Below are 26,722 nucleotides of genomic sequence, written 5' to 3'. Positions count from 1 at the left end.
TCTAGAGGATTTCAGTCCGGTACTTCTACCACTTTGACTTTTGGATTGGGAAATTCAGAAAAAATTGACTCTGTCCTGATATCCTGGAATTCAACAGATATAGAGGTATTTCAAAATCTTGATCTTGACCAAAGACATTTGCTGGTTAAAGGCAAAGGAAAGGAAAGTTCTTTCCCCGTTCACACCACAGAGTCTGTATTGGAAATTGCAGAAATTTCCTTGGATTGGAAGCATGAAGAAAGATCCATCATAGATGAGTTTAGAAGGGAATACCTGATCCCCAGAAGGTATGGCACTGAAGGTCCTGCTTTGGCAGTCGGGGACCTGAATGGAGATGGTTTGGACGATATTTTTTTGGGTGGAGCAAATGGACAGCCAAGTGCTTTGTTTTTTCAGGATGCGAATGGGGGTTTCAAGAAAGTTACAAATCCTTTCTTTGAGCAATTGAAAACTGCGGAAGACGTGGTTGCGGTGATGGAAGACTTCAACCAGGATGGTCACTTGGATCTATATGTTGGCAGTGGCGGAAATGAATATGGGAGAGGTGAGATTTACAATTTCGATCGGGTGTTTTTGAATGATGGAAATGGAAACCTGGTTTTTTCAATGAATTCACTACCTCCCTTTGGGGAGAATACTTCCGCGGTTGCAGTCCATGATGTCAACGGAGATGGGCATCCGGATATTTTTGTGGGCGCATCGGTTGTCACCGGAAATTATGGAGCCTTTCCGAGAAGTTATTTACTGCTCAATGATGGAACAGGAAAATTCCAAGATGCCACCCAAAGTTACTTTGGGGAAGAATTCAGACCTGGTATGATCCAAAATGCCATTTGGGCAGATATTACGGGCGATGGTCAAAAAGAACTGTTGCTGTCAGGAGAGTGGATGCCTTTGATTGTTTATTCTTTAAATGATCAGCAACAATTTGAAAGATTGAATATTTCCGGTTTGGACCGACCGGGTTGGTATTTTGGAATGTCAGTAATTGATGTTGAGAGCAATGGCCTTCAGGACATTGTCTTTGGCAACTTGGGATTGAATTCCAAACTGAAAGCAAGTCAGGAGCAACCAGTATGGTTATACCATCATGACTTTGATGGAAATGGGCAGACAGATCCATTGATTTTTCATTATATGGACGGAAAATTGGTGCCGTTCGCAAGTAGGGATGATTTGATCAAACAGATTCCGGCACTGAAAAGGAAGCACGATTCCTATGTTACATATTCCAAAATCAAGTCACCAAAAGACCTGATTGATGACAATCAATTGAAACAGGCCAATAAATATCAGGTGACAGAATTGAGATCGGGTGTTTTGGGGAGTTCCGGAAGTGGTACTTTTGAATTTGATCCTTTTCCTATCGAAGCCCAATTTGCACCCATCAAAGATTTCAAATCCTTCAAAGGAAAAGATGGCAGTCAGTATCTTTTGGGCGTAGGAAATTTTTATGGATTCAGAAATGACTTGGGGAAAAATGGATCGCAACCCCTGACTTTATTGAAATGGGCGGATGGAACTTGGGTGAATGTACCGATTGGGATTACCTCAAATGACTATTGGGGTGAATATAGAAAAGTAGAGTTGATCCATATTGGTGAGACACCACATTTGGTCGCTGTGCGAAACAACGAAAAACCTGTTTTTCTAAAAATCAATCAGTGAAACATGCTAAAAATCAGCTTATTTGGTGGGACAAAAACTTTGGAATCACGTATTAATAATTAGCTTTGATGTTCCAAACCCACTCAAATCATTCCTTCTTTGACTTACACAAAAGGAATTGTTAAATTTGAGTTCCCATAGCATTAGAATTTGCCTATAATGAAAAATCTCTTCCCAAAATCCCTTCTTACCTTATTTGTCTTTGCCGGCATCATAGCCTGTCAGGACAACAGTGATTATCAGGAAATCATCACAGATGGTTCCTACCAAACTGCGGCCCAGATTCGATTGACCAATGTCATCATTCACGATATTTTTTCCCCTCCGGTAGCCAGTAGGATTTATGCCTATCCATCTATAGCTGCCTATGAAGTAGCAGTTTTGGCTGATCCCGGATACAAGAGTCTGATGGGGCAATTGAATGGTTTTGAGCCTACTGAATTTGACACTGAAGGAGAAATATATTATCCTTTGGCTTCCTTGATTGCATATTATAAAGTAGCTACTGCTTTGATTTTCTCGGAAGAAATGATGAATACCCATAAAGAAGCAGCGCTCAAGGAAATCAGATCAAAAGGAATTCCCAAAAAAGTTTACAACCGATCAGTTCAATTGGGTGAGGAAGTAGCCGAATATGTGATTGCCTACTCTAAAAAAGACAATTACCATCAAAGCCGTTCATTTGAAAAATACACAGTGAGCAATGCCCCAAATACCTGGCAGCCTACACCACCCGCTTATATGGAAGGAATAGAGCCTCATTGGAATAAGATCAGGTCATTTGTACTGGACTCCGCAGGGCAATACAAATCCGTTCCGCCGACTGAATTTTCCAATGATAAAAGCAGTCAGTTTTTTAAAGAAGCCGAGGAAGTTTTTTTGACTACTAAAAATCTCACACCTGAGCAAAAAGACATAGCCATGTTCTGGGATTGCAATCCCTACAAAGTAAATGTCAAGGGCCATGTGATGTTTGCCGAAAAGAAAATCACTCCCGGAGGTCACTGGATGGGGATTGCAGCTATTTCTTCCAAAACAGCGGGCAAGGATTGGAAGGGAACTGCTGAAGTGCTGGCAATGACAGGAATAGCGTTGTTTGATGGTTTTATTGCCTGTTGGGATGAAAAATACCGGAGTGTTTTGATCCGACCCGAAACTTACATTAACAAATACATTGATGAGGATTGGTTACCGCTTTTGCAAACGCCGCCATTCCCTGAATACACAAGCGGGCATTCGGTGATTTCCAATGCAGCCGCTGAGACTTTGACCAAACTTTTTGGAGAGCCTTTTCATTTTGTCGATTCAACGGAAGTCGCTTATGGTCTTCCTGTAAGGAAATTTGATTCATTCAGGCAGGCAGCGGATGAGGCTGCCATCAGTAGATTATATGGAGGAATTCACTATATGCCCGCAGTAGTGAATGGCGCCACTAAAGGTCAGAAAGTGGGACATCATCTACTTGGTAAAGTTTCTACCAAAAATGAAAATCTTGCCAGAGTTGAATAAGTGGAAGAAAAATTAATATTAATGGACATTATCCTCAAGTACTTTCCTGACCTTACTCCTGAACAACAAGATAAATTTTCTAAACTCAAACCAATTTATGAAGAATGGAATGAGAAGATCAATGTGATCAGCAGGAAGGATGTGGAGCATTTTTATGAAAGACATGTCCTCCATTCTTTGGGAATTGCCAAAGTGATTGAATTTAAGCCCGGGACAAAAATATTGGATATTGGAACAGGAGGGGGTTTTCCAGGGATTCCATTGGCCATTTTATTTCCTGATACCCATTTTCATTTGGTGGATTCCATCGGTAAAAAGATAACTGTGGTCAAGGATGTGGCCCGTCAACTTAAACTCACCAATGTAGAAGCCCAACAAATCAGGGCGGAAGATTTGGTAAGAAGGTATGATTTTATTGTAAGCAGAGCAGTTACCAGATTTGCAAATTTCCTTCCATGGGTTAAAGGAAAATTCAAAAGAGAAGATTTCAATGAATTCCAGAACGGTATGTTACTGTTAAAAGGTGGGGATGTGGACGAGGAAATGGAAGAAAGGGACTTGAGTTATGTCTCCTATCATTTAGAAGATTATTTCAAAGAAGAATTTTTCGAGACCAAAAAAGTGGTCTATGTTCCTTGGGAAGGGAAAAGGTGAAGGAAAGGATGAGGGATGAGGGAGGAAGGATGAAGAGCCAAGAACCAGGAAACAAGAATCAAGAAACTAAGCCGGCCCCGAGAATCGGGGAGCCAAGAAACAAGAGCCAAGAGGCGAGAAACAATGTCCTTAAATAACAAGTAAGATTATAATCAAAAAGAAGGCTTGCCCTTGTCATTTCGCCTGCCTGCCGTGGCAGGAACGTAGAGAGAAATCTTTTCTGCTCTGCCATTAGGTTAAATAGACTTCTTCCGCCACGGCGGACAAGACCTGCCGTCGAAGTGACAAGGCAAAGTTTAACAATAATCTTGAATACTTTTTTTAGATCAATCGTGTAAAAGGCTTGTCCTTGTCATTTCGAACGGAGAGAGAAATCTAATTCCCTGATTATTAGTCCAAAGACCTCTCCTGCCGTCGAGGTGACAAGGCTAAGTCTTTCTTAGTAGCTGTCCTCATTTTGATGGATAGCTACAGTCATTTAACCTTTCCTTGTCATTTCGAACGTAGAGAGAAATCTGTTCAGCTTCAAGGTTTATAGACCTCTCCTGCCGTCGAGGTGACAAGGCTAAGTCTTTCTTAGTAGCTGTCCTCATTTTGATGGATAGCCACAGTCATTTAACCTTTCCTTGTCATTTCGCCTGCCTGCCATGGCAGGAACGTAGAAGCCTGTTTGCCGTGGTGGAAGAAATCTATTGCTCCAGTATTAAGGTTACCCGACCTCTCCTACCGTCGAGGTGACAAGGTGAGGTTTATTGAGACCTTCATACCTTTTTAATGGTTCAGAAGTGACTTGGCTTCTCCTTGTCATTTCGAACGGAGAGAGAAATCTAATTCCCTGATTATAAGTCCAAAGACCTCTCTTGTCGTCGAAGTGACAAGGCAAAGTTTTGTAAAATAGCTGTCCTTATTTTGATGGAAAGCTACTAGCTATTCAATGATCATTTTTATTCAACGATGTTAATACCTTCAACCTTCACCTTCACAAACTTAATCCTTTCCCTGTTCCAGGTATAACAAAATATCAAATGCCCATCTTCATAAATGATGGAAGGGTAAGAAAATTCATTTTTGCCTTTTCCGGATTCTATCACCTCTTTGATGGGCCAAGTATCACCATTGTCAAATGAAATGGCCAATTGCATGGGATAACGATTGCCCCAATTTTCTGCTACAGGATTATATACCAAGGCAATGGTTTCATCGTGGACTTTGACCAAATCAATTCCGCTGTTGTTATTGGGAAGATCGGTCAATTCTACAGGTGACCATGTAAAACCATTGTCCTTTGAATCGCTTCTTCCGATTTTACCGGCAGAGGTTCTTAGCAGCATGTGAATATGTCCAGGTTTCGATTCCCAAAGGGCCGGCTGAATGACTCCTTCTCCGATAATGACGCTCCGGTCCAAGATCAAAGTTTCTGTATTCAGCCAGGTTTTTCCACCATCCTCTGAACGGTCTACGAAGGCATTCCATATCCTGTTTTTCTCGATGGAAGCAGGTGCTAGCCAAGTATTGTCTGATAAGACGAGGATATGGTTCCTTACAGGTCCCCTGCCGCCTTTGTCTCCTTCGACCAACTCTTTGGCATCAGACCATGAATTGCCCCGATCTTCAGAATACGTCACCCAAGTTTCCCAATCATCGATTTCCTTTCCCACTTTAAAATAAAGGTAAAGCTTCCCATCGGGTGCATTGAACAGTACAGGATTCCAATGGGCATCTTCCCTTACTTTGACCAACAATTTTGGTGAAGACCAATTTCCCGGACTGCCCTTAGAAGACCAAATCGCTACACCGCCATGTTTCTCTCTTATTCCTGCAAACCAGACGATCATATAATTGCCATCCCTGAGGCTTTCTATGGAAGATGAATGGCATTGGGCAAAGGGACGGTCTTCCCCAAAGATGAATTCGTCCGATATAACCTTTAAATTGATGTCTTGGGCAAAAGCTCCAAAATAGAGGGAAAAAAGGGAAGAAAGAAGAAGTTTTTTCATGAGAATTTGGTAATTGTACTTTTGAAGATACAATAAGATAATAATTATGTATCTTCAAAGATACGTTTTGGCAAACAGTGGACATTCCGTTACTTATCCGCAACAAGGTGATTTTTTGATCAATGACAGGTATGTGTTTGAAGTCGGCGGTAAAAACAAAGACTTTACCCAGATCGCAAACCTCCCCGATTCTTTTATAGCTGCAGATGAGTTGGAATATGGGATGGGAAATAAAATTCCGTTGTATCTTTTTGGATTTTTGTATTGAGATTACTAAGGAAACAAAAGCATGTCAAAACTTCATCCCACAACCTTAATCCCCGGATTGATTTTTAAAAAATCCTGTATCATTTCTTCATTGTCCTCAGGGGCTACGTAAATTTTCCTTTCAAATAAAATTCCTGAATTTTTCCCGACAATTTCCGCCACTGACTTAGTACCTCCCGCTTATATGTGTTAATTTGAAAGACCTAAAATTGACAATTAAGCATGTACATTATTTTTGATACCGAAACCACAGGATTACCAAGGAATTATAATGCCCCGATGACCGACCTGGACAATTGGCCTCGATTGGTTCAGATTGCATGGCAACTTCATGATGCCAAAGGCAAGTTGCTTTCCAACAACAATTTCATCATCCGACCGGAGGGTTTTACCATACCTTATAATGCGGAAAAAGTACACGGAATTTCCACAGCAAGGGCGACAAAAGAAGGGCATGAATTGGAAAAAGTGCTGGCCATTTTCCATGAAGATGTAGAAAAAGCCAATTTTCTGGTCGGACACAATATCGGTTTCGATATCAATGTGGTGGGTTCCGAATTTTTGCGAAAGGGAATTCCAATGAGACTTGCCGAGATGAAGGAGTTGGATACAAAGGACATCTCCACGGATTTTTGCGCCTTGCCCGGAGGAAAAGGCGGGAAATTCAAATGGCCTACTTTGACCGAACTGCACCATAGACTTTTTGGGAATGGTTTTGCAGATGCGCATGATGCCGCTTATGATGTGGATGCTACTGCCAAATGTTTTTTTGGGCTGATTGCCCAAAAAGTTTGGGCTCCGGTAAAAGGTATAGATGCCACTGAAGTCATCTATGAAGCACCAAAACTGGACATTGCCAATTTTGTCAATGCAAAAGATGAGCAAAAAATTGCTGCCAAAGATGTATTGAAAGCTGCGGGAACAGCAGATATATCCGATATGACGGATATGCCTTTTTCCCATTTGCATGTGCACACCCAATATTCCGTCTTGCAGGCTACCTCAGAAATTCCGGCTATGATTGCCTTGGCCAAGCAGATGAAGATGCCCGCCATAGCTATGACAGACCATGGCAATATGATGGCGGCTTTTAATTTTGTAAAGACTGCTTTGGCCAATGATATCAAACCGATTATAGGTTGTGAATTTAATCTGACCAATGACAGAAATAATAAAAGCCAAAAAGACGATGGTTACCAAACTGTCCTTTTGGCAAAAAACAAAGCCGGATACCATAACTTGGCCAAACTGTCCTCCTATGCCAATATTCAGGGATATTATTACGTGCCAAGGATTGATAGGGAACTATTGGAACAATATAAAGATGATTTGATTGCCACCACCGGTGGACTTTGGGGAGAAATTCCTTATTTGATTTTGAATGTAGGCGATACTCATGCAGAAGAAGCCTTTATTTGGTGGAATGAACAATTCGGGGAGGATTTTTATGTTGAGTTGAACAGACATGGCATTCCTGAAGAGGAAAAGGTCAATGAGGTTTTACTCCATTTTGCAGAAAAATATGGGGTTAAATATTTTGCGGCAAATAATACCTATTACAACCATAAGGTAGATGCCAAGGCACATGATATTTTGTTATGTGTGAAAGATGGGGAGTTGGTAGAAAAGCCCAAAAAGTATGTAGGAAAGCGGGGGAGGGAATACCGCTATGGGTTCCCCAATGATGAATTCTATCTCAAGAGTCCTGAAGAAATGAAAAAACTCTTTGCAGATCTGCCTGAGGCAATTGCCTGTACCAATGAAATTGTCAATAAGGTTGAAACCTACAAACTCGCAAGAGAAGTCCTGCTTCCTAAATTTGATATTCCTGAAGAATTCAAAGATCCCCTGGATGAGGAGGATGGGGGTAAAAGAGGTGAGAATGCCTACCTCAGATACCTTACTTATGAAGGTTCCAAAAAACGCTATCCTGAACTTACTGATGAAATCAGGGAAAGGCTTGATTTTGAGTTGGCAACCATTGAAAATACCGGATACCCCGGATATTTTTTGATTGTTCAGGATTTCACTGCCGCTGCCCGGGAGATGGGCGTGTCAGTTGGGCCGGGCAGGGGTTCGGCGGCGGGTTCAGCAGTTGCTTATTGCACAGGCATTACCAACGTGGATCCAATCGCTTATGATCTACTATTTGAAAGATTCCTGAATCCGGATAGGGTTTCCCTTCCCGATATTGATATTGACTTTGATGATGAAGGCCGTCAAAAAGTCATCGATTATGTGATCAACAAATACGGGTCCAATCAGGTCGCACAGATCATCACTTACGGAACCATGGCAGCCAAGTCTGCCATTAGGGATACGGCAAGGGTTTTGAACTTGCCTTTGTCCGAGGCGGATAAATTGGCCAAGTTAGTCCCTGATATCAAATTGAAGGCACTTTTTGATCTGACCAAAGACAGGGCAAAGTTGGCCGATAAACTCAAAGGAAATGGGGAGGATCTCGGAAAAGCTGATGAACTTATCCGAATCTCCAAGGGACATGATGAACTTTCCAAAACCATCAATCAGGCCACTATTCTTGAAGGATCTGTAAGAAACCTGGGAATCCATGCCTGTGGTGTAATCATCACACCGGGGGATATTACCGACTATGTTCCTGTGGCATTGGCCAAAGATTCTGATATGGTATGCACACAATTTGACAACTCGGTGGTGGAAAGTGCCGGTCTTTTGAAAATGGACTTTTTGGGTCTGAAAACCCTAACGCTGATCAAAGATGCTGTCAAGATTGTCAAGCAAAGGCATGGGATTGAACTGGATCCGGACAGTTTTCCTATGGATGATGTCAAGACATATGAGTTATTTCAAAGGGGTGAAACAGTTGGTATTTTTCAATATGAATCTCCGGGAATGCAAAAACACATGAGGGATCTTAAGCCTACGGTTTTTGGGGATTTAATTGCTATGAATGCTTTGTATAGGCCCGGTCCATTGGCCTACATTCCTTCATTTATCAAAAGAAAGCACGGTACAGAACCAATTGCTTATGACCTTGAGGATATGAAGGAATACCTTGAGGAAACTTATGGGATTACAGTCTATCAGGAGCAGGTGATGTTGCTTTCCCAAAAACTGGCCGGTTTTACCAAAGGTGAGGCAGATGTATTGCGAAAAGCGATGGGGAAAAAGCAGAAGGATGTTTTGGATAAGATGAAACCCAAGTTCGTGGAACAAGCTGCGACAAAAGGACATGATCCAAAAAAGCTGGAAAAAATATGGACTGACTGGGAAGCTTTTGCATCCTATGCTTTCAATAAATCCCACTCCACTTGCTACGCTTGGATTGCTTATCAAACGGCATATCTCAAAGCCCACTATCCTGCAGAGTATATGGCTTCGGTGTTGAGCAATAACATGAATGATATTACACAGGTTACTTTTTTTATGGAAGAATGTAAGCGTGGTGGAATAGCGGTGTTGGGTCCTGATATCAATGAATCTAACAGTGGGTTTGCTGTCAATAAAGAAGGTCAGATCAGATTCGGTCTTGCTGCCATCAAAGGCGCAGGCGGGGCTGCCGTGGAGGCGATCATTGCAGAAAGGGAAAAATCAGGTACTTACAAGAATATCTTTGAGTTTTGTATAAGGGTGAACTCCAGAGCCGTCAACAAGAAAACACTGGAGGCATTGGCGATGGCCGGAGGTTTTGATTGCTTTCCAGAGCACCATAGAAGGCAATACTTGGAGGCGGCTGATGGAGATGCCAATTTGCTTGAAAAAGCTGTTAAATACGCTCAGAAGGTGCAGCAGGAAGCTGATAGTTCTCAGGTAAGCTTATTTGGTGGTGGAGCAGGAATGGAAGTACCGTTACCATCTGTGCCACCTATTGAGCCATTTAGTCAGTTACAACAGCTTAACATTGAAAAGGAAGTTGTAGGTCTTTATATTTCCGGGCATCCTTTGGATCAGTTTAGGGTGGAAATAGAATCCTTTACTAATACTCCCATGACGGAATTTCCTGATATGGATATATTAAGGAAGAAAGGAGAAATCAAAGCAGCCGGGATGGTGACCTCCTTTGCCCACAGGACCACAAAAACCGGTAAACCTTTCGGCACATTGACCATGGAAGATTACCATGGGGCAAATACTTTCTTTCTTTTTGGAGATGATTATATCCGGTTCAAGGAGTATTTCATGACCGGGTGGTTTCTTTATATTTCAGGTTCTGTCCATCCCAATAAGTGGAAAGAAAATGAATTTGAGTTTAAAATCAATTCGATCATGTTGCTTAATGAGGTTCGGGGAAAAATGATCAAAGGATTACGGGTCAATATTGACTTAGATGACCTGACATTGGATCTGATGGAAAAACTGGAATCAATCACCCAAAAGTATAAAGGAGATGCCAAGCTGTTTATCAATGTCATAGACAGTAAGGAAAATATTACATTGGATTTGATGTCAAAAAAATTTACAGTTGATCCTTCTAATGAAATGATCAATGACTTGGGGCAGATTCCGGAAGTGGTGTATCAGATTATATAGGATTGAAAAATTGGGAGATTTTAAAATTGAAAAATTAGATTGGCAATAGATTTTATCAATCATATTTCAATCTCTTCCGGAACTTATTACCGGTGATTACACTTACCTACTATATTTAGAAATTCAAGAAACAAATTAAAAATATATTATAATGGCAAAAGCAATAGAAATTACTGACGCAAATTTTGAAGAAATCATGAATTCCGAACAACCTATCCTTGTTGATTTTTGGGCTGAATGGTGTGGACCTTGTAAAATGATCGGTCCGATTGTAGAGGAATTGGCCGGGGATTATGAAGGAAAAGCAGTTATTGGAAAAGTTGATGTTGACTCCAATCCCGGTGTGGCATCTCAATTCGGAATCAGAAGCATTCCAACATTATTGTTCTTCAAAGGTGGTGAGATAGTGGATAAGCAAGTTGGTGCAGTTCCAAAAGCAGTATTGGCAAAAAAACTTGACGCCCAATTATAAGATTTGAATATTTCAAACAATAGCCACAAAGATCCATTCTTTGTGGCTATTTTTATTTTTAACCAAATTCAATTTAATGAAAGAGGTACAGATCGATTTAGATGGGTTTCTGGAATTAAGGAAGAGGATCTCCATTTTAGATGCTAGAAGTGAGGGAGAATATGAGCAAAGCCATATTCCTGGAGCGATCAATTTGCCCATTTTGAATAATGAAGAAAGAAAAATAATAGGCACTGTCTATAAGCAGCAAGGAAATCAGCAAGCAGTGTTTAAAGGGTTTGAGCTTGTCGGACCAAGATTCCATTCAATAATCCAAGACGCATTAGCTATTGCTCCGGAGAAAAAAGTACTCATCTATTGTTGGCGAGGTGGCATGAGAAGTGAAATTTTGTCTTGGTTATTGGGAATGGCCGGATTTGAAGTTTTTAGATTGAGGGGAGGGTATAAGGTTTACCGTGCATTTACCTACAAAACGATAAGGAAGAAGAGAAATTTCCTGACTTTGGGAGGTAAAACCGGTGTTGGAAAAACCCTTCTTTTAAAAAGATTGAAGGAAGCGGGAGAGGACATTATAGATCTCGAGTTTCTTGCAGGACATAAAGGTTCAACTTTTGGTGGAATTGGAATGAAACCACAGCCAAGCATTGAACAATTTGAAAATATGTTGGCCGAAGAGTTCTTAAAAATCCCAGAGAATGTAATTATTTGGATTGAAAATGAAAGTAGGAGGATAGGGAAAGTGATACTAGCTAATGAATTGTATGCATCAATAGTAAATGCTCCCTTGGTTGAAATCCATAAAACTATCAAGCAGAGAATTTCCCAAATAAAGTATGAATATGCTTCATTGCCAAAAGTAGAACTTATCTCTGCCGTCAGTCGCCTTCAAAAGAAACTGGGAGGGCTTAGAACCGCAGAATCCATTGAGGCAATTCAAAACAATCAACCGGAATTATGGATCAATATTTTGCTTCAATATTATGACAAGTCTTACGAATTTGACCTTAAAAAAAACCCAAGGGATCAAATTGTAGAACTGGATTTGGGAGATGAAGATCTGGAGAGTTCATTAACAAAACTTTTAGCCATAAAAAATAAAATCCAATGGAAAATCAAGAAATCAGATTAACTCAATTCAGTGAAGGTTCAGGCTGTGGTTGCAAAATCCCTCCAGCAGTTCTGGATAGTATTCTTGCCAATAGAAAATCTGTTGATTTGATGGATCCAAAACTTTTGGTTGGAAACTCCTCAAAAGACGATGCGGCAGTTTACCAGATCAGTGATGATTTGGCCATGATTAATTCGGTTGATTTTTTCACACCAATTGTGGATGATGCTTTTGATTTTGGAAGAATTGCTGCAGCAAATGCTTTATCAGATGTCTTTGCAATGGGAGGTAAGCCGGTTTTTGCGAATGCTATTTTGAGTTGGCCGGTAGAAAAAATTGATCCGTTGCTTGCAGGAGTAGTTTTGGAAGGTGGACGGGAGATCTGTCATTTGGCTGGAATCCCTTTGGCGGGAGGTCATAGCATCACTGCAAAGGATCCAATTTTTGGATTTTCGGTAAATGGGATCGTTCATCCGAATAATATCAAAACAAATATGGGAGCCCGTGAAGGCGATTTGATTTTTATCACTAAGCCACTTGGTATAGGTGTTTTGGCCACTGCATTGAAAAGAGATAAAATCAAGTCAGAGGATTATGTCAATATGATCCAATATGCTACTCAAATCAATAGCATTGGAAAGGATTTTGGACATTTGGATTTTGTCCATGCCATGACTGATGTAACGGGTTTTGGTATTTTGGGGCATTTGGTGGAGATGGCTGAGGGAGCTAAACTTACAGCTAGAATTCAGGGAAGTAGCATTCCCTTGATCGATGGTGTGCAGGAATATATCTCCCAATTTATTTTTCCCGACAATACTTACAGAAACTGGAATGCCTACAGTAGCAAATCGGAAGGAATCATAGGTATGGAGTTGGTCAAATTCTGCGATCCACAGACCAATGGTGGCTTATTGGTGGCCGTTGACCCTGAATTTCAAAAAGAATTTGAATTTGTATTGGAGAATCTAGAACAAAAAGCATGGCTGATTGGGGAGTTTCAATCCCTATCAGCCATAAGTATAAAAGTGTTTTAGTCAAGCACTTTTACTTTGATATTCCTGTAATAAATCACGCTTTCAGGGTCGTGGGCTTGTAGTGCGAATGTTCCCCTGTCGATTTTCTTTTCACCGGCATTTGCCGGTCTGTTTTTGTCCTCCGATTCCTTATATTCCATCACAGTTTTACCATTGATTTTCACGGTGACATGATCTCCTTTGACGATGATGTGTTCGGTGTACCATTCTCCGTCCTTGACATAGACTTCTTTTACGTCATTGAAGGAATATAAACTGCCTGTTTTTCTCCAGTCACCGTGAGATTGATTTACCTGGACCTCATAGCCTTTATTGGGCCATCCTGTTTCTTGGTATTTGGTATGAAAAAATATACCAGAATTGGCTTTAGGCATGGTCTTGACTTCAGCGATGAATTCAAAATCCTTAAAATCAGCATTGTTGACTTCTCCAACATAAAAGGCGTGGGCGCGAGGGCCATCTACTTTGATAACGCCATTCTCAACAGAAAAAGATGACGGATTTTCTGAGATTTTCCAACCATCAAGGTTTTTACCATTGAATAAAGGAACCCAGCCATCCTTTTGGGCAAAAAGAACTGTAGAAAACAGGACTAGGGTTAATAGGCTTATGAGTCTTTTCATGATTCTGGTTTGTTTTAGGGTTAATGTTTTTGACTTATTATTGAGTTATTATACCGATTTTCATCACTTTAATTTTCTGATTCAACTTTTGGTAAAAGCGAGACACCACCGGAAACGATAAATTTCATCATGTCTGCACTCTTAACGTTTTTCAAGATACGGACATTTTCTTGGGGTACCAGATATAAATTGCCTGAAAAATTATAACTATGAGGGAAATATATGGCAACAAGGTTATCTTCCTCTAAAACAGAAAGATCCTCCTGCGTGATAAACCCTAAACGGGACATTCCCTCTGAAAGCTTGACAATGACAGGTATATTAAATTTTTTCTTATCACCTACAAATGCAGACATCAGGTCTTTGATACTGGTATAGAGGATGTTGATTAATGGGATTTTGAAGACCCAACGTTCAAAGATTTCAAATAATGGGCGGGTGACAAAAATACTTGCCAAAAAACCAACAAAGGTGATAAAGGCCAGCATTATAATAATTCCAAGCCCTGGAATAGGTATGGGGAGAATACCATCCAAAAACTGCAGAATTAGTAATATTACATAAATGGTCAGGGCAATGGGGACTACAAAAAGCAGCCCTCGGAAGAAGTAAGTCAGGAATCTTTTATAAGTAAATGTCATATTTCAATTTTAAGATATGTAAAAATAAACAATCGTTAGATAAAATCTTGATTTGGGAAAGTTACTTTCTTATTCGGTCTTAGGTTGGAATTTGGATTTTACTATAATAAAATTATGCTATCCAGTATATTAGTCTATATCAAAAAAAAGGCCCTTGAATTCCTTCCAGGGCCTTTAATAATTTTATAATTAGGAATTATAAGTCAATTCCCATAAAGGACATAAATGCAATTCCCATTAGCCCGGTAATCAGCATGGTAATTCCTAAGCCTTTGAGTCCATTTGGTACATTTGAGTATTTCAATTTTTCACGGATTGCTGCCAAGGCTATTATGGCCAGGAAAAATCCTACTCCTGAACCAAAGCCATAAACTGTTGCTTCAGCCAAAGTGTAGTCTCTTGTGGCCATAAACAATGAACCACCAAGGATGGCACAGTTTACCGCAATCAGAGGAAGGAAGATCCCCAATGCTCCATAAAGGGCCGGAGCAAATTTTTCCACCACCATTTCTACCAACTGCACCATGGCAGCAATAATAGCTATGAACATGATAAATCTTAAAAAAGAAAGATCGATTGTGGCAAATGTTTCACCCAACCAGGATAATCCACCTTCTTTCAAAATATATTCATTCAAAAGCCAATTGGTCGGAACAGTGACTGTCAATACGAAAATAACGGCAGCTCCCAAACCTATTGCAGTACTTACTTTTTTGGAAACGGCCAAAAACGAGCACATTCCCAAAAAGTATGCGAAAACCATGTTTTCAATAAATATTGATCTTATAGCTAAATTAAATAATTCCATGTCTTTCTTAATTTATGAATGTTCAACATAACCGGTCTTGGTACGCTGTACCCAAATGATCAGTCCTAAGATAATGAATGCTCCAACCGGAGATACCATCAAGCCATTGGTTGCTAAATTGAAATCTTCTCCAAACAACCCGGATATCGCATCATAGATCGGTACACCAAACAAAGAACCTGATCCAAGTAATTCTCTAAAGAATGCTACTGTCAGAATAATCCAAGCGTATCCCAATGCAGAACCGAAACCATCTAAAATTGAATCATAAGATTTATTCCCCAAAGCAAAAGCCTCAAGACGCCCCATTACGATACAGTTAGTGATGATCAGTCCTACAAAGACAGAAAGTTCTTTGTACATATCAAAAGCAAAAGCTTTCAAAAACTCATTCACCAAAGTTACCAAGGTGGCAACAACGGCAAGTTGTACAATAATTCTAACCCTGGTTGGAATAGTATTTCTTAATAATGAAATGGTAAGATTGGACATAACAATTACAAATATTACTGATATGGCCATGACTAAAGTAGGCTGCAATTGGGTCGTAACTGCCAAAGCTGAACAAATCCCCAATACCTGTATGGTAATCGGATTGTCATCTACTAATGGGTCTGTTACTAATTTTTTTCTTCTTTTGGACAAAAGCGCCTCTTCCGGCTTTTTTACTTCTGCAACTTGTGCTGTTTCTGTACTCATTATTTTAAAGTTGAAACGTTTGTAATCAATTTAAAGCGGCAATATCACTCTTATTGGATTTTTGTTTTTCCAGATAAGTAGTGTAATGATTCAAGTAATTTTTCAACATGTCGTTGACGCCATTAGCTGTAATGGTTGCACCTGACAAGCCATCTACTTTATGTTTCTCTGAAGAATAATCTTTTCCTTCCCCTTTCTGCATATATACAGATTGAAGTTCTCCGGATTCATCAAAAATCTCCTTTCCTTGATAGCGTTGCTGCACTTCTTGATTGGTAATTCTTGCTCCCAATCCTGGAGTTTCTCCTTTATGGGAGAATGTCACACCTTCAATGGTATTTAGGTTAGTTTGCAATGCTAAATATCCCCAGATTTCGTCCCAAAGACCTGATCCGTAAACCGGGAAAACATAGGACTCTACATCTTCGGGATTACCCTCAGCATGGTACATGAATATGGGGTAATGCCTGTTTTCAGGAGCCATTTTATAGTTTTTGGCAACATTGACCTTCTCAGCAACTATTGGATTTCCATCGGAATCATTTTCCACTTCATTGCCATCAATATCCACTACCTTTGAGGCAATCCTGTTTTCATAGAATGAAAGTATTTCCTCTGGCTTCATGGCGCTGAGTTTTTCTGGCTCTAATACAGCACCCAAAATTTGTTTTTTGTTATCCAATTCCTCTGCTTTTTTCTGAAGAGGTGCCAATACCTGAGAAGTCCCTGATAATAATAATCCCAATACTACAGTCAGGATTATTGAAAATGTGATGATGTAAGCGTTAGACTGTTGCACGTTGTAACCTCCTTTTCTTATTAGCTTTAACTACATAATAATCAATTAGCGGGGCAAAGACGTTCATGAAAAGAACGGCAAGCATAATCCCTTCGGGATAGGCTGGGTTGGTGACTCTAATGATCACTGTAAGGACACCTATCAGCAAACCATAAATCCATTTGCCTGTTTCAGTCTGTGAGGCTGATACCGGGTCAGTTGCCATAAATACAATACCGAAAGCCAGACCACCTACTACCCAATGATATTCCGGTGCCATCGCCATATATTCATTTACTGCAAAAAGGTTCATAATGAAGGCCATAATGTAGGCACCTGCAAAACCACTTACTATAATCTTCCAGCTGGCAACTCCTGTTCCGATCAGAATCAATGCTCCGATCAGAGCCATCAATGTAGATGTTTCACCGATAGAACCTGGAATCCATCCCATGAACATATTGGAAAAGCTGAACATACCGTCTCCTAAAGCAGTGTTATGTTCTGCCAAAGCATCAGTTACTTTATCTCCATCTACACCCGCATTATAAGCAACCGCCAAGGCGGTTGCTCCTGAGAATCCATCTACCGGAGCCTTATCTCCTAAATATGTCCAAACCTGATCTCCGGAGATTTGTGCCGGATATGCAAAATATAAAAAGGCTCTTGCTGTCATGGCAACATTGAGGATATTCATCCCAGTGCCTCCAAAAACCTCTTTCGCAATAATTACAGCAAATATAGTAGCCAATGCGACCTGCCATAGGGGCAATGTTGCAGGTACAACCAAAGGAATCAGCATCCCTGTGACGAGGAACCCTTCGTTGATGGGGTGTTTCCTGACTACTGCAAAACCTGCTTCAACCAACCCTCCAGCTGCATAAGCAACTATTACTATTGGTAGTACCAATTCAAGTCCAATTAGTAATTTTGGACCAAAATCATCCCATAATCCGGCTGTTTGGCCTGTTGCAAGGAAATGCTGATGTCCCGTATTATATATTCCGAACAATAAACATGGAATCATCGCAATGACTACCGTGATCATCATTCTTTTCAGGTCGATGGCATCTTTTACCTGAGCCCCTTTTATACCATTGGTATGATTTGGAGAAAACATGAAAGTTTCACCCGCCTCAAATAGATAGTATAAGTTTTCAAATTTTCCACCTTTGTGAAAGAGTGGTTTCTGCTTATCCAGCAGATCTCTTAGAAACTTCATATTGATTAACTGTATTGAATTAAATCTATCCCTTTTCTAACTATTTCCTGCACCGGGTGTTTGGAAACATCTACAAATTCGCATAATGCAAGGTCTTCTTCTACAATTTCATATATCCCCAATTCCTCCATTTCGTCATAATCCTCAGCCATAATGGCTTTTAGTAGATAGACCGGTAGGATATCCATAGGGGTTACGCTTTCAAAGACACCTGTTTGGACAAATGCTCTTTCTTCTCCTCTGCCATTGGTGTCGAGAACAAATTCTTTTTTGGGACTTAGGAATGACAAAAGCCCCAATGCCCTATGATAGCTTAATTTTTCGGTGGTGGGTTTCATCCAACCTAAAAACTCGTAGTATTCACCTTCAGGCAACATGGTAATTTGATTGGCATAATAGCCCAAATATCCGTCTTTGTTGATTCTTTCACCTGTAAGGACATTTCCTGAGACTACTCTTGTTTCCGGTGCAATGTCTGACTTCGAATCAGTTCCGATATTTCCATGAACAAAGGTATCTACACAGGCGCCTATAAATGTTCTAGTGTAAACTGCATTTTTAGCCCGTGAGCCTGTAATGGCAATAACTTTTGACGCATCGTAATGTCCTTCGAGGAATAACTTGCCAATTTGAGCAACCCCAAATGGATTGACTGTCCAAACAATGTCATTTTTGTTGATAGGATCAATATGGTGAATCTGCACGCCAACATTGCCCGCAGGATGTGGACCGCTGAATTTATTCAGTTCTGCTCCATTTACATTGGAATAAACTGAAGGCAATTCTGCATCAGCATTAACATTCAAATGAACCTTACCCGAGGTAAGTTTTCCAAGTATTTGAATTCCAGCTTGGAAATATTTTTCTTCTCCTTTTAATAAAAACCCGTAATCAGGTGCCAATGGATGAGTGTCAAAACCGGATATAAAAATAGATTTAGGGGTGTCTTCAGGATTGGCAACAACTCCGAATGGTCTTTGGATGATTTGGGGCCAAACCCCTCCTTTTGTCATTTGGATGATTGCATCTTCCTTTGAGAGAGATTTCAAGTTAGATTCAGAGTATTTATTGTAGGATTCAAAGCTGATTTCTGAATCTGCAAGGATTTTGATTTCCAACAATTTTCTTCTATCACCCCTTTTTACCTCAACAATTTCGCCGGATACCGGTGCTACATATTGAACCTTCTCCATGGCTTTGTCGAACAAAATCGGGGTTCCTGCTTTTACTGTGTCCCCCTCGTTAACAGTCACTTTTGGTCTCAGCATACCAATGAAATCGGTGGGCTTGATCGCGAAAGTCTTGGACGGTTTGAAGTCTGCAAACTGCTTTTCAGCTTTGCCTGCAAGGTTAATATCGAATCCCTTCTTGAGCTTTACGGTTTTTGACATATGTTTTTGAACTATAGGGTGTTTTGAAAAACGCCTCAAATCTAATAAAATTGATCAGTTATAAGAAGATAATTTTGGTAATATTTGTCAGAGTGATCACCTGATATTGAAAATATTGCCACAATATGACATCAATTATTTTCTAAAATCAAGTTCTCTTCCATGGATTTCAGATGTCTCATAACCTGTTCCATCAGCCACATGGGAGTCGATGTTGCACCACAGATTCCGACTTTATCAGACGAAGTCAGCCACACTGGATCTATTTCAGATTCATTCTCAATAAAATAGCTTCTTTCATTGACGCCTTGGCATACCTGATATAACGCTTTCCCATTTGAACTTTTTTTGCCTGAAACAAATATGATAACATCATTTTCATTGGCAAATTTAGCTAGTTGCGGTTCTCTGTTGGAAACTTGCCGGCAGATGGAATCATTGGCATTGAAATCCAGTTCATTCAGGACTCCTTTTTCGGTCTTGATTCTTTCTTCTATTTTGGATTTCAGTTCATAAAATCCCTTTGTACTTTTAGTAGTCTGACTGAAAAGAGTTACCGGCCTGGAATAATCAATTTTTTCCAAATCCTTGTCCTCCATGACTACAATGGCTTTTTCAAGAGTTTGTCCGGTCAGACCAATAACCTCTGCATGTCCTTTTTTACCATAAATAACAATTTGGCCATTTTCTTTTTCCATTTTATCAAATGCCGTCTTCACTCTGTGCTGTAGCTTCAGTACAACAGGACAGGAAGCATCTATCAGTTCGATGTTGTTTTCAATGGCAGTCCTATATGTTTCGGGTGGCTCGCCATGAGCCCGGATCAGTACTTTGCAGTCATTGAGTTGCTGTAATTGATCCCTGTCAATAACCACAAGCCCCTTTTCTGAGAGCCTTTTCACCTCCATATCATTATGGACGATATCTCCAAGACAGTACAATCTATCGGTGCCTTCCATTTCGTCTTCGGCCATTTTGATGGCAAATTCTACCCCAAAACAATAACCTGAATTTTTATCAATGGTTACTTCCATATTCTATATTATAAACGCCAATTCTCTTTTTGGCCAATTCCACAATTTGATTTACCTGTTCCTCAAAGTCAAGGTTACCCGTATCCAATTCTATAGCATCTTCAGCCTTCAAAAGAGGACTTTCTTTTCTGCTGGAATCAATTTCATCCCTTTCAGAAAGATTTTGGACGATCTTATCCAATGCAACCATATCTCCCTTTTCCAATAATTCTTTTTGACGTCTCGTCGCCCTGATATTGAGATCTGCTGTCATGAAAACCTTTAATTCAGCATTCGGAAATACAACGGTGGAGATATCTCTACCATCCATTACAACCCTTTTTTTTCTACCTAAGTGCTGCTGTTGAGCTACCAAAGCTGTTCTGACTTCTTTGATTTTACTGACTTCGCTGACATATTCGGAAACTTTCATGCTCCGGATCTCATCTTCAACATTGACACCGTTAAGAAAGGTTTCCTGTTTTCCATTATCATGATTGATATGAAAAGAAATCCGAAGATTTTCGAGGTTCCTCTTTACTTCTTTTGGACTGGAAAGATTTACATGGTTGTTTAAAAAATGGAGGGTGGCTGCACGGTACATTGCTCCTGAATCTATGTATGTGTAATTCAAGATTTTTGCCACCGCTTTTGCTGTGGAGCTTTTGCCGCATCCTGAATATCCATCTATCGCAATTACAATACTTTGCATCTAATAAAAGTAACCTTCGCATAACTTGTTTCAGGCGCAAATATAATAGTTTTAAATCTAAATCCTTTGACAAAAAGATGTATTCCGCTTTCTTGTAAGGGTAATCCATTTTCCTGTTAAAATTTGAAATAAAAAAAATAAAAACTGTATTTTATGAATGATTTCATTATTTCTGGACAGTTTGTGGATATTCCGGAACGGACTATCTACTGTGCTGAAGCCACGATTGAAGGAGGGGTAATCGTTTCCATCCAGAAGATCAAACAGGATAATTCCCTGCCGTTTTTTTTGCCTGGATTTATTGATGCACATGTTCATATAGAATCCTCAATGTTAGTGCCTGCGGAATTCGCCCGGCTTGCCGTTCCCCACGGTACTATTGCCACTGTCTCTGACCCGCATGAAATTGCCAATGTCTGCGGCATGGAAGGAGTCAATTACATGATCGACAATGGTAAGCAGGTACCCTTTAAATTCTATTTTGGCGCTCCTTCCTGTGTGCCTGCGACACCATTTGAAACAGCAGGAGGGGAAATTACAGTTCAGGACATTGACGACCTATTGGAAAGAAAAGAAATCAGCTATCTGGCAGAAATGATGAACTGGCCTGGAACTATCAATAAAGACCCGATAGTCCTGGAGAAAATTGCATTGGCCAAAAAATATGGGAAACCTGTGGACGGACATGCCCCTGGATTAAAGGGAGAATTGGCCGCTAAATATGCCTCGGCAGGAATCACTTCTGACCATGAATGTTTCACCAAAGAGGAAGCCTTGGATAAACTACAATTGGGAATGAAAATCGCCATCAGGGAAGGAAGTGCTGCCAAAAATTTTGAGGCATTGATTGACCTCATTGATGATTTTCCTGACATGATTATGTTTTGTTCGGATGATAAGCATCCCGATAACCTTGCCCTTGGTCATATCAATGAATTGGTGAAAAGGGCTGTAGCTAAAGGGAAAGACATTTTTGATGTGCTCAAAGCAGCCTGTGCCACCCCCGTGCAGCATTACAGAATGAATGTGGGGCAGTTAAAAGTCGGAGACCCTGCTGATTTCATTTTGGTGGAAGACTTAGAAGATTTCAAAGTATTGCAAACCTTTATTTATGGGCAGAAAGTTGCTGAAAATGGTAAGACTTTGATTGGAAAGGTTACCAATAAAATCATTAACAATTTTAATACAAGTAAAAAGGAGGTAGAAGCATTTAGGCTTCCTGCAAATGGCAATAGAGTGAGGGTCATAGAGGCTTTGGATGGGCAATTGATTACCCCGGAAGTCCTTGGTGAAGTTACTTTAAAAGATGGTTACGCAATATCAAATCCCGAATCGGATATTTTAAAAATCGCAGTAGTAAACAGGTATGAGGATGCTTCTCCGGCTGTGGCGTTTATCAAAAATATCGGATTGAATGAAGGGGCGATAGCCTCATCTGTAGGACATGATTCCCATAATATCATTGCAGTAGGGGTGGACGATGTATCCATCTGCAGGGCAGTGAATTTATTGATTGAAAAAAAAGGAGGGGTTTCGGCAGTAAGCATGGAGGAAGAAATGGTACTGGCTCTTCCCGTCGGCGGCATCATGTCCAATGAGGATGGATATCAAGTGGCTGAGGCTTATACCAAAATAGACCAAATGGCAAAAAACATGGGATCATCCCTTCAGTCTCCATTTATGACACTTAGCTTTATGGCGCTCTTGGTGATTCCTGATCTTAAACTCAGTGACAAAGGATTGTTTGATGGGAAAAAGTTTGAGTTTGTGGATGTATTTTTACCTTAATATCTATTTCGGCAAAGAATAAAAAATATTTTATTCGAAATTATATTTCAATATTTTCAATATTTATTTTAAATTATTTTGAATATTCTTGGTGTCTGAATTCAATTCCGGAGCTAATTTAAATAAAGACAGCATAAGTCCTATGTCTTGTAAATCATTGTAAACCTTTGCCTTAGGAAAGAAGTTTGTACTTTAGTGAAAATAAACCCAAATATTAAATTAGAAGTATTGTATGATGAATTTTAAGCTCAATGAAAATCAGGTGATGATTGCTCAAATGATCCGTGATTTTGGAGCAAAGGAGATAACTCCTTTCAGAAAAGAATGGGATGACAACCAACATTTCCCCAAGGATCTTTTTAAAAAACTAGGTGAACTTGGTCTTATGGGCGTACTTATTCCCACTGAGTATGGCGGGTCGGGTTTCGGGTATCTGGAATATGTGACTGCCATTGCAGAATTAACCAAACTGGATCCATCGGTAGGCCTTTCCATGGCAGCCCATAATTCCCTTTGTTCCGGACATATCATGATGTTTGGCAATGAAGAGCAGAAGAAAAAATATATCCCAAAACTGGCTACCTGTGAAACGTTGGGTGCCTGGGGTCTGACTGAACCCAATACAGGTTCGGATGCGGGCAATATGCGGACTGTCGCTGAAAAGGATGGAGATCTTTATGTCATCAATGGAGCCAAGAACTTTATTACCCATGGGGTTTCAGGTGATGTTGCTGTTTTGATTGCAAGGACAGGTGAGGTCGGAGATTCCCATGGCATGACGGCATTTGTGATTGAAAAAGGAACTGCCGGATTTAAAGGCGGCAGAAAAGAAGACAAGCTCGGAATGCGGGCATCTGAGACCGCCGAGATGATATTTGAAGATTGCCGGGTTCATGAAAGCCAGGTCTTGGGAGAGGTCGGAGATGGGTTTATACAGTCCATGAAAATATTGGATGGAGGTAGGATATCCATCGCAGCACTTTCCTTGGGAATAGCCGAGGGGGCTTTGGAAGCTTCCATCCAATATTCAAAGGAGAGGCATCAATTCAACAAACCGATCAACAGTTTCCAGGGGATTTCTTTTAAGTTAGCAGATATGGCTACCCAAGTGGAAGCCGCAAGATTATTGACCTTCAAAGCTGCAGACCTTAAGAACCGGGGAGAAAAAGTGACTTTGGCAGGTGCCCAGGCCAAATACTATGCTTCAGAAGTAGCTGTGAGCGTATCCAATGAAGCAGTGCAGATATTTGGAGGCTATGGCTTTACCAAGGATTACCCTGTGGAGAAATATTATAGGGATTCTAAGCTTTGTACCATTGGTGAAGGAACTTCGGAGATTCAGAAGATCGTGATTTCAAGGGAGGTGTTGAAGTAATTGAAACTTTCCCAAAGTTAGAAACTTTGGGAAAGTTGTAATCCCCAAAATTACCTTTTTTCCTTTAGGTTGCCTTTGTATATGGTGAAAGACTCATCTTTTTTATCCTTGTTGAGAGGCTTCTTTTTCCATTGAACGCAGATAACGCAGATTTAGCAGATTGTCACTGATAAAAATCAGCTCAGTCAGCGTTCCATTCAAACCATCCCTCCAGCTCCCAAAAACAAGTAAATCCCTGCCGCCATTGATGCTCCAATGATTGGTCCCAAGATGGGTACCCAACTGTAAGCCCAGTCACTTGTCCCTTTTCCTTTGATTGGGAGCAATTGGTGCATCAGTCTGGGGCCAAAATCACGGGCTGGATTGATTGCGTATCCTGTAGTGCCACCTAGTGATAATCCGATTACCCAAACCAAAAATGCCACAGGCAAAGCACCTAATGCTCCCAATCCTATTGGGACTTCTTTTCCATCAAAATCGGTAATAACAGGGTCTGTTGAATAAAGGATCACAATGATTAAAACTGATGTGCCGATAATTTCTGAAAATAGGTTGGAAGGGAGATTTCTGATTGCCGGCACCGTTCCGAACGGGGCGAATTTGAGATCAGCATCCTCTGTGGCATCAAAATGATCTTTGTAGATAAAATAGGATATCGTGGCACCAAACATGGCACCTAAGATTTGGGCCAGGACATAACTTGGAACCATGGCCCAATCAAAAAAACCGACTATAGCCAAACCGACGCTGACAGCTGGATTGAGATGTGCCCCACTGTGAGGTCCTGCCACAACTACACCAATAAAAACCCCCAATGCCCAAGCGGTTGTAATCACTATCCATCCGCTGTTGTTACCCTTTGTGCCTTTGAGTACAACATTTGCCACTACACCGGAACCCATGGTAATCAATAGGGAGGTGCCTACAAACTCTGCTATGAATGCATCCATATTATTCTACCCAGTTTTTAGACCTTTCAACTGCTTTGTGCCAAAAATGTAAATATTTTTCTATTTTTTCTTTATCCATCTTTGGTTCGAAACTTTTGTCGGCCTCCCATAGTGATTTGAGTTCTTCTTCATCCTTCCAGAATCCAACTGCCAATCCGGCCAAAAATGCTGCTCCAATAGCTGTTGTTTCGATGATTTTTGGTCTGGTGATTTTACAATCCAGGATATCTGCCTGGAACTGCATCAGGAAGTTGTTCGCTGTGGCACCGCCATCTACCCGAAGTTCCTTGGTAGGTTCACCACTGTCTTTTTCCATGGCTTTGAGTACATCATGAACCTGATAAGCGATGGCCTCCAATGCCGCTCTTGTCATATGTGCAATTGTCGTTCCTCGCGTAATACCAAAAAATGCTCCCCTGGCATCCTGATCCCAATGTGGCGCACCAAGTCCTGCCAATGCAGGTACAAAATAAACTCCATCATTGTCCTCTAAGCTGATTGCTAATTTTTCACTGTCTTTGGCGTGCCCAAAAAACTCTATACCATCTCTCAACCATTGGATGGCCGCTCCACCTATAAAAACCGAACCTTCCAATGCATAATTCACTTTCCCATTTACTTCCCAGGCCACGGTTGTCAGTAATCTGTTATTGGATTTGACAGGCCTCTCACCTGTGTTCATTACCAAAAAGCAACCTGTACCATAAGTTGTCTTTGCCATGCCTGATTGTGTACAGAGCTGGCCAAATAATGCTGCCTGCTGATCTCCTGCAATTCCTGCTATAGGAATTTTGACTGATAGAATGTCCCCTGAGGTTTCTCCATAGATTTCTGAGCTTGATCTGACCTCGGGAAGGATAGATTCCGGTATTTCAAATAATTCCAACAACTCTTTGTCCCATTCCTTTTTATGGATATTGAAAACCATCGTCCGGCTGGCATTGGTAATGTCAGTAAGGTGATGTTTCCCGCCGGTAAGTTTCCATACCAGCCATGTGTCCACCGTACCAAAAGCCAATTCACCTTTTTCAGCCTTATCTCGGGCGCCTTCCACATTGTCCAGTATCCATTTTATTTTGGTAGCAGAAAAGTAGGCATCTAAGATCAACCCTGTCTTTGAGGCGATCATTTCTGCTTTGCCTTCTGCTTTCAATTTGTCACAATATGCTGAAGTTCTGCGGTCCTGCCAGACAATGGCATTGTATATTGGTTTTCCGTTTTTTCTGTCCCAAAGGATTGTAGTTTCTCTTTGATTGGTAATTCCGATCGCTGCTATTTCACCGGCTTTGATGCCTTCATTGGCAAGGGATTCTATCAGTACAGCAGATTGACTTGTCCAGATTTCCTGCGGGTCATGTTCTACCCAACCTGATTTCGGAAAGAATTGCTTGAAATCTTTCTGAGCTACAGAGACGATCTGACCTTTTTTGTTAAAAATAATAGACCTGGAGCTGGTTGTTCCTTGGTCCAGCGCCATGATGTATTGTTCTTTTTGGCTCAT

Annotated in this window: 22 protein-coding genes; 10 read left to right on the top strand and 12 right to left on the bottom strand. The window is 40.6% G+C overall.

Going from position 1 to position 26,722, the window contains the following annotated elements; translation table 11 throughout:
• From ACEW8O_RS01380 to rsmG, 3 genes are all read left to right on the top strand, one after another.
• Nucleotides 1-1,668, top strand: a 1,668-nt coding sequence (locus ACEW8O_RS01380) for an FG-GAP-like repeat-containing protein (protein ID WP_373492827.1), incomplete at its 5' end; no start/stop codon positions are given.
• Between the two features lie 159 nt (nucleotides 1,669-1,827).
• Entirely contained in the window at nucleotides 1,828-3,177 is a 1,350-nt protein-coding gene (locus tag ACEW8O_RS01375) for a vanadium-dependent haloperoxidase (RefSeq protein ID WP_373492826.1), read from the top strand.
• Between the two features lie 21 nt (nucleotides 3,178-3,198).
• Nucleotides 3,199-3,831 carry a 16S rRNA (guanine(527)-N(7))-methyltransferase RsmG gene (rsmG, locus tag ACEW8O_RS01370; RefSeq protein ID WP_373492825.1) on the top strand — a complete coding sequence of 211 codons (633 nt, stop codon included), beginning with the start codon at nucleotides 3,199-3,201 and terminating at the stop codon, nucleotides 3,829-3,831.
• Between the two features lie 944 nt (nucleotides 3,832-4,775).
• On the opposite strand, the gene ACEW8O_RS01365 is transcribed toward rsmG, so the two are convergent.
• Nucleotides 4,776-5,828, bottom strand: a complete 1,053-nt coding sequence (locus tag ACEW8O_RS01365) for an exo-alpha-sialidase (RefSeq protein ID WP_373492824.1) — start codon at nucleotides 5,826-5,828, stop codon at nucleotides 4,776-4,778.
• Between the two features lie 46 nt (nucleotides 5,829-5,874).
• Here ACEW8O_RS01365 and ACEW8O_RS01360 point away from each other — a divergent pair, with 46 nt between their 5' ends.
• The 5 genes from ACEW8O_RS01360 to selD all read left to right on the top strand — a co-directional run bounded on the left by ACEW8O_RS01360 (nucleotide 5,875) and on the right by selD (nucleotide 13,221).
• Nucleotides 5,875-6,096, top strand: a complete 222-nt coding sequence (locus ACEW8O_RS01360; RefSeq protein ID WP_373492823.1) for an AAA family ATPase — start codon at nucleotides 5,875-5,877, stop codon at nucleotides 6,094-6,096.
• 221 nt (nucleotides 6,097-6,317) lie between these two features.
• Nucleotides 6,318-10,604, top strand: a complete 4,287-nt coding sequence (gene dnaE, locus ACEW8O_RS01355) for a DNA polymerase III subunit alpha (RefSeq protein ID WP_373492822.1) — start codon at nucleotides 6,318-6,320, stop codon at nucleotides 10,602-10,604.
• A gap of 151 nt (nucleotides 10,605-10,755) precedes the next feature.
• The gene (gene trxA, locus ACEW8O_RS01350; RefSeq protein WP_373492821.1) at nucleotides 10,756-11,076 is read left to right on the top strand and encodes a thioredoxin; all 321 of its coding nucleotides are present in this window, start codon (nucleotides 10,756-10,758) and stop codon (nucleotides 11,074-11,076) included.
• A gap of 76 nt (nucleotides 11,077-11,152) precedes the next feature.
• The gene (gene mnmH, locus ACEW8O_RS01345) at nucleotides 11,153-12,205 is read left to right on the top strand and encodes a tRNA 2-selenouridine(34) synthase MnmH (protein WP_373492820.1); all 1,053 of its coding nucleotides are present in this window, start codon (nucleotides 11,153-11,155) and stop codon (nucleotides 12,203-12,205) included.
• Nucleotides 12,181-13,221, top strand: coding sequence for a selenide, water dikinase SelD (gene selD / locus ACEW8O_RS01340; RefSeq protein WP_373492819.1), 1,041 nt, complete (start codon nucleotides 12,181-12,183; stop codon nucleotides 13,219-13,221). Before mnmH ends, selD begins: the two co-directional genes overlap by 25 nt.
• On the opposite strand, the gene ACEW8O_RS01335 is transcribed toward selD, so the two are convergent.
• The 9 genes from ACEW8O_RS01335 to cmk all read right to left on the bottom strand — a co-directional run bounded on the left by ACEW8O_RS01335 (nucleotide 13,218) and on the right by cmk (nucleotide 21,108).
• A complete protein-coding gene (locus tag ACEW8O_RS01335; RefSeq protein WP_373492818.1) occupies nucleotides 13,218-13,844 on the bottom strand; it encodes a DUF1080 domain-containing protein in 627 nt (208 codons plus the stop codon). The genes selD and ACEW8O_RS01335 overlap by 4 nt on opposite strands.
• 68 nt (nucleotides 13,845-13,912) lie before the next feature.
• Complete coding sequence (locus tag ACEW8O_RS01330; RefSeq protein ID WP_373492817.1) at nucleotides 13,913-14,485, bottom strand: DUF502 domain-containing protein; 573 nt, start codon at nucleotides 14,483-14,485, stop codon at nucleotides 13,913-13,915.
• A 196-nt stretch (nucleotides 14,486-14,681) separates the two neighbouring features.
• On the bottom strand, nucleotides 14,682-15,293 hold the full coding sequence (nqrE, locus tag ACEW8O_RS01325; RefSeq protein ID WP_373492816.1) for an NADH:ubiquinone reductase (Na(+)-transporting) subunit E: 612 nt from the start codon (nucleotides 15,291-15,293) through the stop codon (nucleotides 14,682-14,684).
• Between the two features lie 12 nt (nucleotides 15,294-15,305).
• A complete protein-coding gene (locus ACEW8O_RS01320) occupies nucleotides 15,306-15,992 on the bottom strand; it encodes an NADH:ubiquinone reductase (Na(+)-transporting) subunit D (RefSeq protein WP_373492815.1) in 687 nt (228 codons plus the stop codon).
• Nucleotides 15,993-16,017: 25 nt separating this feature from the next.
• Nucleotides 16,018-16,791 (bottom strand): NADH:ubiquinone reductase (Na(+)-transporting) subunit C, encoded by a 774-nt coding sequence (gene nqrC / locus ACEW8O_RS01315; RefSeq protein ID WP_373492814.1) that lies wholly within the window; start codon nucleotides 16,789-16,791, stop codon nucleotides 16,018-16,020.
• Nucleotides 16,778-17,992 carry an NADH:ubiquinone reductase (Na(+)-transporting) subunit B gene (locus ACEW8O_RS01310; RefSeq protein ID WP_373492813.1) on the bottom strand — a complete coding sequence of 405 codons (1,215 nt, stop codon included), beginning with the start codon at nucleotides 17,990-17,992 and terminating at the stop codon, nucleotides 16,778-16,780. Before ACEW8O_RS01310 ends, nqrC begins: the two co-directional genes overlap by 14 nt.
• A gap of 5 nt (nucleotides 17,993-17,997) precedes the next feature.
• Complete coding sequence (locus tag ACEW8O_RS01305) at nucleotides 17,998-19,383, bottom strand: Na(+)-translocating NADH-quinone reductase subunit A (protein ID WP_373492812.1); 1,386 nt, start codon at nucleotides 19,381-19,383, stop codon at nucleotides 17,998-18,000.
• A 131-nt stretch (nucleotides 19,384-19,514) separates the two neighbouring features.
• The gene (locus tag ACEW8O_RS01300; protein ID WP_373492811.1) at nucleotides 19,515-20,417 is read right to left on the bottom strand and encodes a 4-hydroxy-3-methylbut-2-enyl diphosphate reductase; all 903 of its coding nucleotides are present in this window, start codon (nucleotides 20,415-20,417) and stop codon (nucleotides 19,515-19,517) included.
• Complete coding sequence (gene cmk / locus ACEW8O_RS01295; RefSeq protein WP_373492810.1) at nucleotides 20,401-21,108, bottom strand: (d)CMP kinase; 708 nt, start codon at nucleotides 21,106-21,108, stop codon at nucleotides 20,401-20,403. Before cmk ends, ACEW8O_RS01300 begins: the two co-directional genes overlap by 17 nt.
• Nucleotides 21,109-21,261: 153 nt before the next feature.
• Here cmk and ade point away from each other — a divergent pair, with 153 nt between their 5' ends.
• Complete coding sequence (ade, locus tag ACEW8O_RS01290) at nucleotides 21,262-22,896, top strand: adenine deaminase (protein ID WP_373492809.1); 1,635 nt, start codon at nucleotides 21,262-21,264, stop codon at nucleotides 22,894-22,896.
• 235 nt (nucleotides 22,897-23,131) lie between these two features.
• Nucleotides 23,132-24,271, top strand: a complete 1,140-nt coding sequence (locus tag ACEW8O_RS01285) for an acyl-CoA dehydrogenase family protein (protein ID WP_373492831.1) — start codon at nucleotides 23,132-23,134, stop codon at nucleotides 24,269-24,271.
• A gap of 197 nt (nucleotides 24,272-24,468) precedes the next feature.
• On the opposite strand, the gene ACEW8O_RS01280 is transcribed toward ACEW8O_RS01285, so the two are convergent.
• Both ACEW8O_RS01280 and glpK read right to left on the bottom strand, forming a co-directional pair.
• Nucleotides 24,469-25,221 (bottom strand): MIP/aquaporin family protein, encoded by a 753-nt coding sequence (locus ACEW8O_RS01280; RefSeq protein WP_373492808.1) that lies wholly within the window; start codon nucleotides 25,219-25,221, stop codon nucleotides 24,469-24,471.
• Between the two features lies 1 nt (nucleotide 25,222).
• Nucleotides 25,223-26,722: a glycerol kinase GlpK gene (gene glpK / locus ACEW8O_RS01275; protein ID WP_373492807.1), complete on the bottom strand. Its 1,500-nt coding sequence runs from the start codon at nucleotides 26,720-26,722 to the stop codon at nucleotides 25,223-25,225.

It is taken from the genome of Aquiflexum sp., from assembly GCF_041749095.1.
Lineage (GTDB): Bacteria > Bacteroidota > Bacteroidia > Cytophagales > Cyclobacteriaceae > Aquiflexum.
Note: the sequence above shows the minus strand (reverse complement) of the source record. Positions and strands in the feature narration are given on the sequence as shown.